The organism is Streptomyces sp. NPDC005483, assembly GCF_040606035.1.
In the GTDB taxonomy this organism is placed as follows: domain Bacteria; phylum Actinomycetota; class Actinomycetes; order Streptomycetales; family Streptomycetaceae; genus Streptomyces.
Genome location: NZ_JBEXEA010000006.1, coordinates 221,152 through 235,504, shown reverse-complemented (window position 1 = coordinate 235,504; position 14,353 = coordinate 221,152). Strand labels below are relative to the sequence as shown.

Genomic DNA, 14,353 nt, shown 5'->3' with positions numbered 1-14,353 from the left:
ACCCGCCACCAGGAGGCAACGTGACCGTGCTGCGTGACGCGGACCTGGCCGCCGCGTTCGACCATGCGGCGCACCGCTACGACACACTCGTGGCCGCCAACCCGGGCTACCACGCCCACCTGCGCCGCTCGGCGCGCCGGCTCGGCCTGCCCCAGCCGGGCACCGGGCTGCGCGTCCTGGACCTGGGCTGCGGGACCGGCGCCTCCACCGCGGCGCTCGCCCGCGTGCTGCCTGACGCCGACATCACGGCCGTGGACGCCTCCGCCGGGATGCTGGACCGTGCCCGGGCCAAGCGGTGGCACGGCAAGGTCAGGTTCGTGTGCGCTCCGGCGGAGGCGCTCGCCAAGGCGGGCGTGGCAGGGCCCTTCGACGCGGTGTTCGCCGCCTACCTCTTCCGCAACGTCGCAGACCCCGACGCCGTGCTGGACGCCGTCCACGACCTGCTGGCCCCGCACGGCCGGCTCTCCGTGCACGAGTACACCCTCAGCGGACACCCGCAGCACCGTGCCGTCTGGACGGCCGTGTGCCGCGGCCTGGTGCTGCCCGTCGCCACCGCCCTCGGCGACGGCGACCTGTACCGCCACCTGTGGCGCAGCGTCGTCGAGTTCGACACGGTCGACCGGTTCACGGACCGCGTCCGCGCCCGGGGATTCGACCGCGTACAGGCCCTGCCGCTGCCCGGCTGGCAGACCGGCATCACCCACACCGTCGTCGCCCGCCGCGCCGCCCCGCCCGTCCGGAGCGGCCGGTGACCGCCGCCACGGCGGGCCCCGCCCGCCCCGGACGGGACCGCCACGCCGTCCTCCTGCCCCCGCCGCCCGGAGCGACCCGGGTCGGTGGGAAGCCGCGCAGCACCGCCGTCGTCGGCGGCGGCATCGCCGGCCTCGCCGCCGCCACGGCCCTCGCCGAACGCGGCGTCCACGTCACGCTCCACGAACGCGAGACCTACCTCGGCGGCCGCGTGGGCGGCTGGAGCACCGAGCTGTACGACGGCTCCACGGCGACCATGAGCCGCGGCTTCCACGCCTTCTTCCGCCAGTACTACAACCTACGGAGCCTCCTGAGCCGTGCCGATGCCCGTCCAGGGCGCCTGACCGGCCTGCCCGACTATCCGCTGCGGCACCGCGACGGACTGCACGACAGCTTCCGCAGAGTGCCGCGCACCCCGCCACTGAGCGCACTGGGCTTCGTGGCACTGAGCCCGTCCTTCCGCTGGCGCGACCTGGCGCGCATGAGCCCCGCCGCGGCCCTGCCCCTGCTCGACGTCCGCGTCCCGGACGTCTACGCCGGACTGGACACCGTCAGCGCCCACGACTTCCTCGAGTCCCTGCGCTTCCCGCCGGCGGCACGCCACCTGGCCTTCGAGGTGTTCTCCCGCAGCTTCTTCGCCGACCCCCGCGACCTCTCGGCCGCCGAGATGGTCCTGATGTTCCACATCTACTTCCTCGGCAGCTCCGAGGGGCTTCTCTTCGACGTGCCCGACGACCCCTTCCCGACAGCCCTGTGGGATCCCCTCGCCGAGCACCTGAGCCGCCACGGCGTCGACCTGCGCCTGTCCTCCTCCGTCGAGAACGTCTCACCCACCGCGGACGGCGCCTTCACCGTCGCCACCGACCGCGAGGAGAGGCGGTACGACACCGTCGTCCTCGCCCTCGACACCACCGGCCTGCGCTCCCTGGTCGGCAGCTCACCCCGGCTCGCCGACGCGGCCTGGCGTGAACGCGTCGGACGGCTCCGCACCGCCCCGCCCTTCCTCGTCTCCCGCCTCTGGCTCGACCGTTCCGTCGACGCCGGCCGCCCCGGATTCCTGGGCACGGCCGGATACGGCTCCCTCGACAACGTCAGCGTCCTGGAACGCTGGGAACAGGAGGCCGCACAGTGGTCCGCCCGCACGGGCGGTTCCGTGGTCGAACTCCACGGCTACGCGCTGCCGGAGAACGCCGACCCCGACGTGGAGGCCCGGCACCTGATCGCGCAGCTCCGGGACGTCTATCCCGAGACCCGCGACGCGCGCGTCCTCGACGCACGGCACGAATGGCGCCAGGACTGCCCCCTGTTCCCCGTCGGCGGACACACCGACCGCCCCGGCGTACGCACCCCCCAGCCCGGCCTGGTGCTCGCGGGCGACCTGGTGCGTACGGACCTGCCGGTCGCCCTGATGGAACGCGCCGCCACCACCGGCTTCCTCGCGGCCAACGCCCTCCTGCAGTCCTGGGCGGTACGAGGCCACCCGTTGTGGACCGTGCCCAACGGCAGCCGCAACCGCCTGCTCCGCGCCCTGGCGGGACGGCGCGCACGACCACGGTCGGGGACCCCCACGACTCCTGCTGCCTCGCCATGACCGCCGTGCCGCGTCAGGTGGCCGTCCCGGTGACACTGCTCGGCCTGCTCTCCGCCACCTGCGCCGGCCCGCGGCCCGGGCGGTGGAGGGCGCGTCGCGGCGCCGGTGTGCGGCTTGAGAGACTGGTGGGTATGGACATCGCGAGCAGAAACCACGTGACCGTCACCGGCAACCCGCAGGGACCCACGGTGGTGCTGGCACATGGCTTCGGCTGTGACCAGAACATGTGGCGGCTGACGGTGCCCGCACTGGCCGACGACTATCGCGTGGTGCTGTTCGACTACGTGGGTTCGGGCCGCTCCGACGCGTCCGCGTTCTCGGCGGACCGGTATTCCTCCCTGGACGGGTACGCCCGTGACGTGGTCGAGGTGTGCGAGGCGCTCGAACTGCGCGACGCGGTGTTCGTGGGGCACTCGGTCAGCGCGATGATCGGCGTACTCGCGGCTGGTCTGGCCCCGGAGCGGATAGCCGCGCTGGTGATGGTGGCTCCGTCCCCGCGGTACATCGACGACGAGGGTTACCGGGGCGGTTTCAGCGCCGAGGACATCGACGAGCTGCTGGCGTCGCTGGAGGCGAACTATCTCGGCTGGTCGGTGGCGATGGCCCCGGTGATCATGGGCAACGCGGATCGGCCCGAGCTGGGCGACGAGCTCACGAACAGCTTCTGCGCCACCGACCCGGACATGGCGCGCGTCTTCGCCCGGACCACCTTCCTGTCGGATTCGAGGGACGACCTGAAGAGCGTGAGCGTGCCCACGCTGGTGCTGGAATGCACCCAGGACGTGATCTCCCCCCGTGAGGTCGGAGCCTTCGTCCACCAGGCGATTCCCGACTCGACCCTGGTCACTCTCGACGCCACTGGGCACTGCCCGCACCTGTCCGCGCCCGAGGCCACCAACCAGGCGATCGTCGATTACCTCGCGAGCCTGTGATGATGTGCGGCGCCGGCCGGCAGCCCGATCCACAGGACGCCGACGGCGGCAACGCTTCCGACGCGGCGTTCGCCGCACTGTTGGAGGACGGCGCCGAGGACCTCTACGAGCACGCCCCCTGCGGGTACCTCTCCACGCTGATGGACGGCACCATCGCGAAGATCAACGGCACCCTGCTGGACTGGCTCGGGCTGGAGCGAGAGGCCGTGGTGGGCCGGATGCGGTTCACCGATCTGCTGACCGTCGGCGGCAAGCTGTATCACGAGACGCATTTCGCGCCGCTGCTGCGGATGCAGAGCAAGATCAGTGGAATAGCCCTGGAGATGAAGCAGACCGGCGGTGGCAGGATGCCCGTGCTGGTCTCCTCCGTCATCAAGCACGGCACCACCGGGCAGCAGCTGCTGATCCGCACCACCGTCTTCGACGCCCGGGACCGCCGTGCCTATGAAGAGGAGCTCCTGCGTCGCCGTGAAGCGGCCGAGGAAGCACGCCGACAGGCGGAGGCCGACCGCACCCGACTGCAGGAGGCGCTCGCCGTACTCCAGCAGTCGCTGCTCCCGGACATCCTGCCGCCCGTACCCGGCGTGCAGACGGCCACCCACTACCACACCGCCTCACCCGACCGGTTGGGCGGCGACTTCTACGACGTCTTCGCCATCGACGGCAAACGCTTCGGTTTCTTCCTCGGCGACGTGTGCGGCAAGGGGCCCCAGGCCGCCGCGGTCACCTCGCTGACCCGCTACACCCTGCGCGCCGCCGCGCTGCACGACCCCGACCCGGTGTCCGCCCTGGGCACCCTCAACAAGGCGCTCCACGACCGCTACGCCGCCGGCGGCGACCCCCGCTACTGCACCGCTGTGTTCGGCACCCTCGAACCCCGTCCCACGACCGGGCAGCTGGTCGTCCACCTCGCCTCGGGCGGTCACCCGCCGGTCATCGTCCTGCGCGCGGACGGCACAGCCGACTTCCTGCCCACCCCCGGCGGTCTTCTCATCGGCATCCTCCCCTCCGCCCCCTTCGTCGGCGCCAGTACGGTTCTCGGCCCCGGCGACACGCTGCTTCTCTACACCGACGGCCTCACCGAAGCCCGCACCGGCCAGGACCGCGCCGGTCTCTACGGCGACGAGGCGCTGCTCTCCTTCGTCACCGCTCACGCGGGCAAATCCCCGCATGCCGTCGTCGAGGCCCTGACCGGGCTTCTGGACAGCTTCGGTGACGGCCTCGACGACGACACCGCCCTGCTCGCCATCGGTGTCCCGGCCACCGACCCACAGACGAGAAACGAACGATGAGCCCGCTGAAAATCACCACCCGAGATGCCGCGACCGGTCCCGTACTGGAGCTTTGCGGCGAACTCGACTACGCCAACGTCGCCGAACTGCACGCGGCGCTCGCCGACCTCTCCCTCCGGCCGGGCCAGTGCCTGGTCCTCGACATGAGCGGACTGGAGTTCTGCGACTCCAGCGGCATCACGGCTCTGATCGCCGCGCGCGGCAACGCGCAGGACGTCCAGGCGGACGTCGCCCTCGCCGCCGTACCGCCGACCATGCTGCGCGTCCTGCGCATCGTCGGACTCGACCAGATCTTCACCATCCACCCCGACACCGAGAGCGCCACCGGTTCCTGACCCGCGCGCCTGGTGTGCCCGGGACGGAGCCGTGTCCCGGCTCCGTCCCGGGTGGCGGTCAGGGCAGGATCTCGACGTACCCGTCGGTTCCGTGCACGCGGATCCGCTGCCCGTCGCGGATGCGCCGGGTGGCCTGCTCCACGCCCACGACGGCCGGCAAGCCGTACTCCCGGGCGATCACCGCGCCATGGGTCATCAGGCCGCCCACCTCCGTCACCAGGCCCGCGATGCCGACGAACAGCGGCGACCAGCTGGGGTCCGTGAAGGTCGTGACCAGGATGTCGCCCGCTTCGAGATCGGCGTCCGCCATGTCGAGGATGACGCGGGCCCTTCCCTCGACGGTCCCGGTGGAGACCGGCAGACCGACCAGGGCGCCCTCCGGTACGTCGTCGCGCCGGTACGCCCCGTTGAGAGCCTCGCCGTCCGAGGTGAGGACCCGGGGCGGGGTAAGGGCCTCATAGGAGCGGAAGGCGTCCTTGCGCTGCTGGACGAGCCGGTCGTCGACCTGCTTCTCGCGCACGACGTCGTGGAACTCCTGGAAGGTGAGGTAGAAGACGTCCTCCTTGTCGGCGAGCACACCCGCCTCCACGAGGCGCTCGGCCTCCGCCATCAGGGCCTGCTTGTAGACGAAGTAGCGGCTGATGATGCCGTACTTCGGATACTCCCGGTACCCGATGAAGGTGCGGACCCGGTCGATCATGCCCTTCGTCTCGTCGGCCTTCCGCTCCCCGTCCGGCAGGGCCCGCAGGCGTGCCAGCACGTCCTGTTCCTTCTTCTGCGCCTCCTCGCGCCCCTGCTCGAAACGCCGCCGGGCCGCGCCCGCTTCGAAGTGCCTGACGTTGTCGAGGATCACCGGAACGAGCGTGCTGGGGCGTTCGCTCCACCGCGGCCGCGTGATGTCGATCTCGCCGACGCAGCGCATGCCGTACCGGTCGAGGTAGGCCTCGATCGCGTCGCGGGCCTCGGTCCCGCCGGGGAGCTTCGCCAGCTCGTCGAGGAAGCCGTCGTCCTCGATGCCCTCCAGGAAGGCGACCACCTCCGGATGCGGGCGGACCGCGTCCGCGACGTCGAGCAGCGCGAGTCCCATCTCCGACGTGATGTTGCCGGGGGCGGACAGGGTCAGCGTGTCAGCGGCGTTCTTCTCGCCGAGCCATTCCTCCAGCTTGTCGTTGAGCCACCACGTCGCCTCCATGCCCGCCATGATCGCCTGGAAGTTCAGCGGATCGGTGAGGACTCGTTTGTGCTCCTCGAAGGCCGCCAGCAGGAACTCGAACAGCGCCGGTCCGGTCTTCGTCAGGACGTCGCGCCGCAGGGCGGCGACGGACGCCTGGCTGCGCTCGATCAGGCTGGTGACGATGGCCGGATCGGTCTCGATCGGGGCGGCTGGGCCGCCGGCCCGCGGCCCGGCGGGAGGTGCGTCCGGGAGCGACGGGACGAAATCCTCGCGTTCGAGGACGGTCTCCAGCGCGTCCCTGACCAACGGGTCGCCCTTGCCCATGAGCTCCAGCAGCGCGGCGCGGCTCGCGGGCACGGCCAGACGCCGGGTGACGTCGACGAACAGCCTCCCGCCGGCCACAGGCATCGCCACCATGGCCGTCAGCTGCCACATGGACAGGCCGAGCGGCTTCATGGCGTCGGTCATCATCTGCTGATGGCCGACGGAGACATAGACGTGGTTCTCCCGGTCGCCGCTCTCGGGGATGGGGAACAGCGTCGTGACCGGCCGGCTCTGCACGATGTGGAAGCCGTCGTCGACCAGGCACCATTCGATGTCCTGCGGGCAGCCGAAGTGCGCTTCGATCCGTCGCCCGAGCTCCACGAGCCGGACCGCCTGCGCGTCCGTCAGCGCCGGCTGCTCCTGGCGCCGCGAGTCGATCGCGACTTCCTGCGTGCCGCCGGCCGGCAGGGCGTGAACGGCACGCTCCTTGGCGGAGATCGTCCTGGCGACGATCTCGCCGTGCCGCACCTTGAAGACGTCGGGGTTCACCAGGCCGGAGACGAGGGCCTCGCCGAGGCCGAAACCGGCGTCCACGGTCGAGACCGTCCGGTCGCCCGTGACGGGGTCGGCCGTGAAGAGGATGCCGGCCGCCTGCGGGAAGACCATCTGCTGCACGACGACGGCCATGTGGACCGTCCGGTGGTCGATGCCGTTGCGCCGGCGGTAGGTCACGGCCCGTTCGGTGAACAGCGAGGCCCAGCATCGGCTGATGTGCTGGAGGATCGCCTTCGGTCCCATGACGTTGAGGTACGTGTCCTGCTGGCCGGCGAAGGACGCCGTGGGCAGGTCCTCCGCCGTCGCACTGGACCGGACGGCGTAGGCGGCCTGCTCGCCGGACCGGGCGAGCGCACGGGTGATCGCCTCCGCCAGATCGTCCGGGACGGAGATCCCCTCGATGGTCCGGCGGATCTCCGCGCTGAGCGTGCGGATCGTCTCCTGGTCGTCCGGGTCGACGCGCGACAGCTGATCCAGCTGGTCGTCGATCGACGGCGTCCGGGCGACGACCCGCCGGTAGGCGTCCGTCGTCACGCAGAACCCCGTGGGTACGCGGATGCCCTCGATCCGCGACAGGCTGCCCAGGTGCGCCCCCTTGCCGCCGACGAGGGCGAGTAGACCCTCGTCGATCTCCTGCAGTTCCAGCACGTACTGCTCGGTCATCGCGATACCTCCGAGGCGGCCGTGCTGTCCTGCACTGCGGTGCTCGATCGAATGTCCAGGCCTGTCGAACTGTTGGTCGAGTACTTCGTCGACAACAACACGTCGTTCCCCCATTTCCGCAGGTTGTGGCCTCGGCCGACGATTCTGCGGGGTGCCCCGGGGCTTGCCGCAAGCCCCCCTGCGCGCTATAACTTGAGGAGAGGCAAGGAGAGTTCTCTCCTTGCCTTTTTCTTTTGCCGTCCTCCGGAGTGGGGCCGCGTGCTTGCTCGGCGGCGCATCGGGTACCGCGTTTGAATGAGGGTGGTACCTGCATGGACAGGCGATTACTGAAAGTGATGGGTGTGTGACTCGTCTCAGTGGCTCGGGGGACGACCAGTCGAGCGGACCGGGTGACGACCCACTCTCCGTCGCGCTGGAGGTCGCCGACGCCGTGGACGGTCTCGCGAACCTGTGGTCGGTGGCCGCCCAGGGAGCGAGCCTGAGGCTGTCGCCGCACCAACTGCGAGCTCTGCGGTTCCTGGAGTCGGAGCCGGGGCTCAATCTCACCACTCTGGCGGAGTGCATGGAGATCGGGCCGCCGACCGCGAGCCGGCTGTGCGACCGGCTGGAGGCGGCCGGCCTGCTGGAACGTCTGCTGCATCCGCACCGGCGCCGTGAGGTGCAGCTCGTTCTCACCGTGCGCGGCCGGCACGTACTGGACGAGGTGGCCGCGCGCAGATCGCAGGCGCTCGCCGCGGTCCTGGCGGCCATGGAACCCGGTGAGCGGGCGGCGCTGAGCGGGGGACTGCGCGCCTTCCTCAGCGCTCAGGGCGACACCGTGAAGGAAAGCGACGATCCCGAACGCTGACCGGGTGGTCAGCCGCGGCGGCCGTTCCAGTCGAGGCAGACCACGGCGGCGTCGGAGAGCAGGTCCTTGCTGCCGTAGTGCTCGATCAGCCCGGCGATGACCGCGCGCGCCGTCTCGTGCGGCGGTACGGAACGGGTGGCGCCGAGCAGCTGGCGCAGGACCCGCTCGCCGAACAGGTCGCCCGTCGCGGAGCGAGTGTCATGGACGCCGGTGCTGACGGCGATGAGCCGGTCACCGGGCTCGACCTGGAACGTCTGCTCCGTGTAGAGGGTCTCCTCGAACATGCCGAGCGGCATCTGCGCCTCCAGCTCGATCCGCTCGGTACGGCCGCCGCGCTGCTGGAACAGTTGCGGGGAGCCGGCGTCGACGGCGCGCACGACGCCCGTGGCCAGCTCGAAGCGCAGCAGCAGTGTGGAGGCGTACGCCTTGCCGCCGTACTGGGCGTAGACGGCCTGGTCGGCGAGGCACGCCTGGTCCGCGAGGCCTATGCCGGCGCGCCGGGCGTTGCGCAGGGCGCTGGTGGTGAGACCGGCCAGCAGGGCGGCGTCGATGCCCTGTCCCATTCCGTCGGTGATGGCGAGTCGAGGTGGTCGGCGCCGGTGGACCAGTCGAAGGTGTCGCCGCCGATGGCGTAGGCGGGTTCGAGGTGGGCGCCGATGACGTACTCCTCGCGGGCGCAGCCCCGGCCGGGCAGGAGCTGCCACTGCATCTCGGCGGCGAGGGTCAGCCGCCGGGTGCGGCGGCCCTGGAGGTACAGGTCGGTGTCGCGGCCCGCGGTGGTGACCTCGTGTCCGAGGGCCGTGGCGAAGTCGCCGAGCTGGAGCACGGTGTGCGGGTCGACGGCGCCCGCGGGCAGATGTACGGACAGGACGCCGAGCCGGTCACCACGCACGGTGATGGGCAGATGCGCCTGGTGGCCGGCCGGGTCGTCGAGGACTTCGAGCACCGGCTTCTGGGTGCGGAAGGCGCTGCCCGCGGGCCCCTCGTGGGCGGAGACCGGCGCGCCGGTGTGCGGCAGGTGCGTCACCGGTTGCAGGACGGCCAGGCCGTAGTCGGCGAGGAGCAGCGTCACCTCCTGCGCCCCCACCCGTTCGGTGAGCAGACGGCGGGCGGTGGCGACCAGCGCGTGCGGCGCGGCCGCGCGCAGTTGCGCTTCCGCGGACGGCTGCGGTTCAGAGGCTTTCACGAAATCCACCCTCTCGCCTTGTGTCCTTCACGCTACCGCGCACGGACAGGCTGTCGGGCGGTGGGGAGTCGGAGGGGAATCGGTCCGCCTTTTGGGGCCGCTCCCGCACCGTGGGGGGCACGGTGTGGCACAGCAGCAGGCAGACGTCGTCGTCCCGTTCGGAGTCGTACAGGAGGGGCTTGAGCAGGGCGTCCGCGGCGGCGTCCAAATTCTGTTCCAGTTCCGCGGTGTTGAGGGCTTCCAGGGCGCGGCCCAGCCGCCCGATACCGGGGTCGATGCCCCGCCCCCGGCGTTCGACCAGGCCGTCGGTGTACAGCACCAGGGACGAACCGGGGGGCAGGTCGGCCCGTTGGTCCGTGTACACGTAGGGCAGCGGGATACCCAGCATCACACCGGGTTTGGCGTCCAGGACCCGTACGGTGCCGTCGGCCGCGCGCGCGACGGCGGGCGGGTGGCCCGCCGAGGCCCAGAGCACTTCCGGTTCGCCGGGCCGGAAGCGGGCGATCAACGCGGTGGCGTACAGGTCCGGCTGCAGGTGGCCGAGCATGCGGTGCAGCCGGGTGAGGATCTCGCCGGGGGTGGCGTTCTCGACGGCGTAGGCGCGCAGGGCGGTGCGCAACTGGCCCATGACGACGGCGGCGTGCAGTCCGTGACCGGTGACGTCGCCTATGACGGCCAGCACGCTGCCGTCGGGCTGGAGGAAGGCGTCGTACCAGTCGCCGCCGATGTTCATGCCCCAGGTGGCGGGAAGGTAGCGCGCGGCGAGCAGCAGTCCGGGCGGGGTGGGCAGGTCGGTGAGCTGGGCGCGCTGCAGGGCCTCGGCGGTGTTGCGCGACTGCCGGTAACGGTGGGCGTGGTCCAGGGCGACGCCGACGCGGCGGGCCAGTTCGACCAGCATCACCGAGGTGTCCTCGTCGAGACGGGGGCCGGGGGCGGTGAGGGTGAGGACACCCAACAGGCGCTGTGCGACGAGGGGGATGGCCAGCAGCGGCCGCTCGGGGGACAGCGCGGAGGGCGGGAGGTCGTCGACCCCGGGAAGGGCGCCGGGGTGGGCGGCGGCGTGCTGGGGGCGACCCGTGCGGGCGGCGGCCACGGCAGCTGCCGAGTGGTCCGGGACGCGGTGCGCGTGCTCGTCGTCGTGTTCCTCGTACTCCTCCTCGTCGAAGAGCCAGACGTCGAGACGCTCCGCGTACTCCGGCACCAGCATGTCGGAGAGGCGGCGCAGGATGGCGGTGTGGCTGAGGGAGGACGTGATGGCGGCGCTGGCGTCAGCGAGGAAGGTCAGCAGCCGCCGGGCCCGTTCCGCCTCGGTGCGGGCGGTCCGCTCGGCTTCCAGGAGCTCGCGCTGAGCGCGTGCCGCGGCCTCCAGGTCGGCGTGCAGTGCCAGGACGCCCTGGTTGGTGTGGTGCAGTTCCTCCCGGTGCAGCCGGACCAGGTTCTCCTGCTCGTCGAGGAGGCTCAGCACCTCCGCGGTGTCCTCGTCGGCGCGCAGCAGGGCCCGCGGCAGCGAGCCGGCGACACGGCGGCTTTGCCGGACGGGCCGCTGAGGCAGGGGACAGGTGAGTGGGGGAGTCCCGTCCTGGGGGCCCGGCTCGTGATCGCCGGTCGGCCTCAACGACGCCTCGAGCCGGCCGGCCTGTCCGGTGGCGAACTGCCGGACGTGGAGCCGCAGTTCCCACTCACCGCCCAGGCTGAGGCAGCTGCGCAGTCGTGCCGTCAGCGCCGTCAGGAAGCGGGCCCGCTCCAGTGTCGGTGCCCCGCCGTCCGTGGCGATGCGGTCGACGGCGGCGCGGGCCCGGGCGGCGTCGGCGACCGACGCGATCTTCCAGACGTCATCGGGTGGGGTCATACGGGTCCCTCCGGGGGTCGGGGGCCAGTACGGCCACACTGGCGTCGTCGCGCAGGGGCCGGGCGGCGCTGCCGGCGTCCCGCAGCACGACCGCGGCGACCACGGCCGGGTCGTGGGCGTCGAGTCGGGCGTCGCCGGGCGGTACCCAGCGGCTGGGGAGCCCGTCGCTGTGCAGGACGAGCAGGCTGTCCGGCGTCCAGGCGGCCTCGCGCAGCGGCACGGTGGCGGGGAAGTGGGCGCCGACGATGCCCGGGTGGGAGATGAGGGGGCGCCACTCGCCGCCGGTGCGCAGTCTGGCGCCGATGTTGCCGACCCCGGCGAACGTGAGCCGGCCGGTGCCCTCGTCCAGCTGTGCGACACCGACGGCCGCGCCTCGCGTGGCCCGCAGCGCCGCGTGCAGGTGCCGCAGGATCTCGGCCGGCGGCAGGTCGGCGCACCGGCGCAGTTCTTCCACGGCGGCGGTGGAGGCGTCGGCTGCCTTGTCCCCGTGGCCGAGCCCGTCCACCAGCATCAGCGTGACGCGTGTTCCGGAGCGCACCTGGCTGAAGGCGTCTCCCGAGTGCTCGGCCTGAGCGAGGGAGGTGGTGACGCCTCCGGCCCGGGTGCCCGTACGCGAGCGAGCCTCCCTGGGGCGCGGGTCGCCGGGTGCCCGAGCCGGGGTGATGCGTGCCACCGCGACGGTGCCCTGACCCGGTCTGCTGTGCAGGTCGAACTCGCCGGCGATGCGCCGGCAGGTGCCCAGGCCCGCGCCGAGGGACGAGGAGGCGGTGGTGTGGCCGTCCCGCATCGCCGCCGGGATGTCGCCGATGCCCGGTCCGTGATCGAGTGAGGCGATCTGCACACAGGGCACGTCCTCGGCGCGTGTGTCGCTGGGGGCGGCGAGATGGATGAGGATGCGGCCGCCCCCGGCGTGCTTGACGAGGTTGGTGCCCAGCTCGGTGGCCACCAGCGCCGCCACCGCCGTGGCGTGGGCGTCCAGCCCCGCCCGGGCACAGGCGGCCTCGGCGGCGACGCGTACGTCCCGGACGCGGGTGCTGTCCTGGACCGGGATGTCCCACACCCTGCTCAAAGCGCACCCGTGCGGGGCGCGGGCAGGCCCGAGACCCAGTCCGCGATCGTGACGGTGGTGCCCTCGCCGGGGCGGCTGTCGAGAGCGAACTCCTTGACGAGACGTCTGGCCCCGCTCAGCCCCATGCCCAGGCCGCTTCCGCTGGTGTACCCGTCGGTCATGGCGAGCTCGACGTCCCGGATGCCGGGGCCCTCGTCGACGAAGGACAACCGCAGTCCGCGGTGGGTGCCCTCTGCCAGCACCGTCATCTCCATGTGCCCGCCGCCACCGTGGACGAGGGCGTTGCGGGCCAGTTCGCTGGCCGCGGTCACCAGCTTCGTCTGCTGGACCAGATTGAAGCCGAGGTCGGCAGCGGTCTGGCGCACCTGTTGCCGTACCCAGGCCAGGTCGGCGTCCGAGCGGATGGGCAGGCGCGTGGTCGAGGCCATGGGGGCATGCATCATGCACCCTCTTCCGGGTGTGCGGTGGGAGCTGCCGAGGAGGCGCGGCCCAGCAGGGCCAGGGCCTTCTCGACGTTCAGGGCGGTCCCCAGGCCGGGCAGGCTGAGACCCATCTCGACGAGGGTGATGGCCACGGCAGGACGCATGCCGGCCAGTACGGTCCGTGCGGCGAGCAGGCGTGCGCTCGCGGCGATCTCGGCCAGGACGCGGCCGAGAAAGGAGTCGACGATCTCCACTCCGGAGATGTCGATCACGACACCGTCCACCGGCGTCGGACTGGACGCGATCCGCCGGGAGATGTCGTGCTGGAGCTGTTCGGCCGCCCCGTCGTGCAGTTCGCCCTGCAGGGTGACCAGCAGGACGTCTCCCAGCGCTAGTACCGGCACCGGCCCCGGGCCGCGATGCGTGGCGACGAAGTCGGTCACCGCGGGCTCGCTGCCGTCACCGGGCGTGGGGAGACGACGATGCCCTGCTGGGTGAGCGCGTAGGCAAGCGCGTCGGCGAGGCCGGCCCGGGTGATGATCGAACCGAGGTCGATGCCGAGGTGGACGATGGTCTGCGCGATGGCGGGACGGATCCCGGAGACGATGCACTCCGCCCCCATCAGCCGGGCCGCGGCCACCGTCTTCATCAGGTGCTGGGCCACGAGCGAGTCCACGGTCGGGACGCCGGTGATGTCGAGGATCGCGTACGCGGCCCGCTGGTCGACGATGGCCTCCAGCAGGCTCTCCATCACGACCTGGCTGCGGGCGCTGTCCAGGGTCCCTATCAGCGGTACGGCGACCACGCCGTCCCACAGCTTGATGACCGGGGTGGCCACCTCCATCAGCTGCTGACGCTGCCGGGCGATGAGCTCCTCGCCCGCGCTCACCGTCGTCTCCATGATCACCAGGCGGAGCGTGGCCGTCAGGACCGCCAGCGCCTGTGCGCACGCGTCGCCCTGCACCTCGTCTGCGGTGTCCTGGAACTCGGCCCGCAGCAGTGCGGCCACCGGTTCGCGCAGCCCCGCGACCTCGCCGGCGATCTGCACCGGCGTCGACCCGGTCATGGCCCGGGCCGCGGCCATCCGGCCGAGCTGGTCCCGTACGGTGTCGAAGCCCGGCGCGTCGACATCCTCCAGCCGTCCGGAGCGGGCCACGTCGGCCAGGGCGTCCAGCACGGCTTTGCACGCCTCGACCGCCTCGTCCCGTGAGACGGTGAAGACCGTACGGAACAGCGCGGCGTCCGCCCAGCGCTGGGCGATCTGCTCACGACGCCGCTCCAGAAAGGCGCCCAGCTCCTTCGCTGTCCGGGGGGCCGTGTCGTGCTCCGCCACCTGCATCCTCATCCCTGCCTGCGAGGCCGTACGGCCCGCCGAGCGGTCAGACCATGTGGCAATTATTGCCGCATGGCAAACGTTAACGCGA

At 71.9% G+C, this 14,353-nt stretch carries 12 protein-coding genes and 1 pseudogene; 6 read left to right on the top strand and 7 right to left on the bottom strand.

The window, feature by feature from the left end:
• Positions 1 to 20 precede the first annotated feature (20 nt).
• The 5 genes from ABZT06_RS14445 (at position 21) to ABZT06_RS14425 (ending at position 4,900) form a co-directional block, all read left to right on the top strand.
• Positions 21 to 752, top strand: a complete 732-nt coding sequence (locus ABZT06_RS14445) for a methyltransferase domain-containing protein (RefSeq protein ID WP_355739919.1) — start codon at positions 21 to 23, stop codon at positions 750 to 752.
• Positions 749 to 2,341, top strand: a complete 1,593-nt coding sequence (locus ABZT06_RS14440; protein WP_355739916.1) for an FAD-dependent oxidoreductase — start codon at positions 749 to 751, stop codon at positions 2,339 to 2,341. The genes ABZT06_RS14445 and ABZT06_RS14440 overlap by 4 nt, the downstream gene beginning before the upstream one ends.
• A 131-nt stretch (positions 2,342 to 2,472) precedes the next feature.
• Positions 2,473 to 3,273: an alpha/beta hydrolase gene (locus ABZT06_RS14435; protein ID WP_355739912.1), complete on the top strand. Its 801-nt coding sequence runs from the start codon at positions 2,473 to 2,475 to the stop codon at positions 3,271 to 3,273.
• A 2-nt stretch (positions 3,274 to 3,275) separates the two neighbouring features.
• Entirely contained in the window at positions 3,276 to 4,565 is a 1,290-nt protein-coding gene (locus ABZT06_RS14430; protein WP_355739910.1) for a SpoIIE family protein phosphatase, read from the top strand.
• A complete protein-coding gene (locus tag ABZT06_RS14425) occupies positions 4,562 to 4,900 on the top strand; it encodes an STAS domain-containing protein (protein WP_355739907.1) in 339 nt (112 codons plus the stop codon). Before ABZT06_RS14430 ends, ABZT06_RS14425 begins: the two co-directional genes overlap by 4 nt.
• A 58-nt stretch (positions 4,901 to 4,958) precedes the next feature.
• Here ABZT06_RS14425 and rph read toward each other — a convergent pair whose 3' ends face one another.
• Positions 4,959 to 7,556: a rifamycin-inactivating phosphotransferase gene (gene rph / locus ABZT06_RS14420; protein ID WP_355739905.1), complete on the bottom strand. Its 2,598-nt coding sequence runs from the start codon at positions 7,554 to 7,556 to the stop codon at positions 4,959 to 4,961.
• Positions 7,557 to 7,899: 343 nt separating this feature from the next.
• On the opposite strand from rph, the gene ABZT06_RS14415 reads away from it, so the two are divergent.
• Positions 7,900 to 8,403 (top strand): MarR family transcriptional regulator, encoded by a 504-nt coding sequence (locus ABZT06_RS14415; protein WP_355739902.1) that lies wholly within the window; start codon positions 7,900 to 7,902, stop codon positions 8,401 to 8,403.
• An 8-nt stretch (positions 8,404 to 8,411) separates the two neighbouring features.
• Here the strand turns inward: ABZT06_RS14415 and ABZT06_RS14410 are convergent.
• From ABZT06_RS14410 to ABZT06_RS14385, 6 genes and pseudogenes are all read right to left on the bottom strand, one after another.
• A pseudogene (locus ABZT06_RS14410) lies at positions 8,412 to 9,598 on the bottom strand (GAF domain-containing SpoIIE family protein phosphatase).
• Positions 9,576 to 11,438 carry a GAF domain-containing SpoIIE family protein phosphatase gene (locus ABZT06_RS14405; RefSeq protein ID WP_355739900.1) on the bottom strand — a complete coding sequence of 621 codons (1,863 nt, stop codon included), beginning with the start codon at positions 11,436 to 11,438 and terminating at the stop codon, positions 9,576 to 9,578. Before ABZT06_RS14405 ends, ABZT06_RS14410 begins: the two are co-directional and overlap by 23 nt.
• A complete protein-coding gene (locus ABZT06_RS14400; protein ID WP_355739897.1) occupies positions 11,422 to 12,507 on the bottom strand; it encodes a SpoIIE family protein phosphatase in 1,086 nt (361 codons plus the stop codon). The genes ABZT06_RS14405 and ABZT06_RS14400 overlap by 17 nt, the downstream gene beginning before the upstream one ends.
• Complete coding sequence (locus tag ABZT06_RS14395; RefSeq protein ID WP_355740175.1) at positions 12,504 to 12,947, bottom strand: anti-sigma regulatory factor; 444 nt, start codon at positions 12,945 to 12,947, stop codon at positions 12,504 to 12,506. Before ABZT06_RS14395 ends, ABZT06_RS14400 begins: the two co-directional genes overlap by 4 nt.
• A complete protein-coding gene (locus tag ABZT06_RS14390; RefSeq protein ID WP_355739895.1) occupies positions 12,947 to 13,372 on the bottom strand; it encodes an STAS domain-containing protein in 426 nt (141 codons plus the stop codon). Before ABZT06_RS14390 ends, ABZT06_RS14395 begins: the two co-directional genes overlap by 1 nt.
• A complete protein-coding gene (locus tag ABZT06_RS14385) occupies positions 13,369 to 14,268 on the bottom strand; it encodes an STAS domain-containing protein (RefSeq protein ID WP_355739892.1) in 900 nt (299 codons plus the stop codon). The genes ABZT06_RS14390 and ABZT06_RS14385 overlap by 4 nt, the downstream gene beginning before the upstream one ends.
• Positions 14,269 to 14,353: the final 85 nt, after the last annotated feature.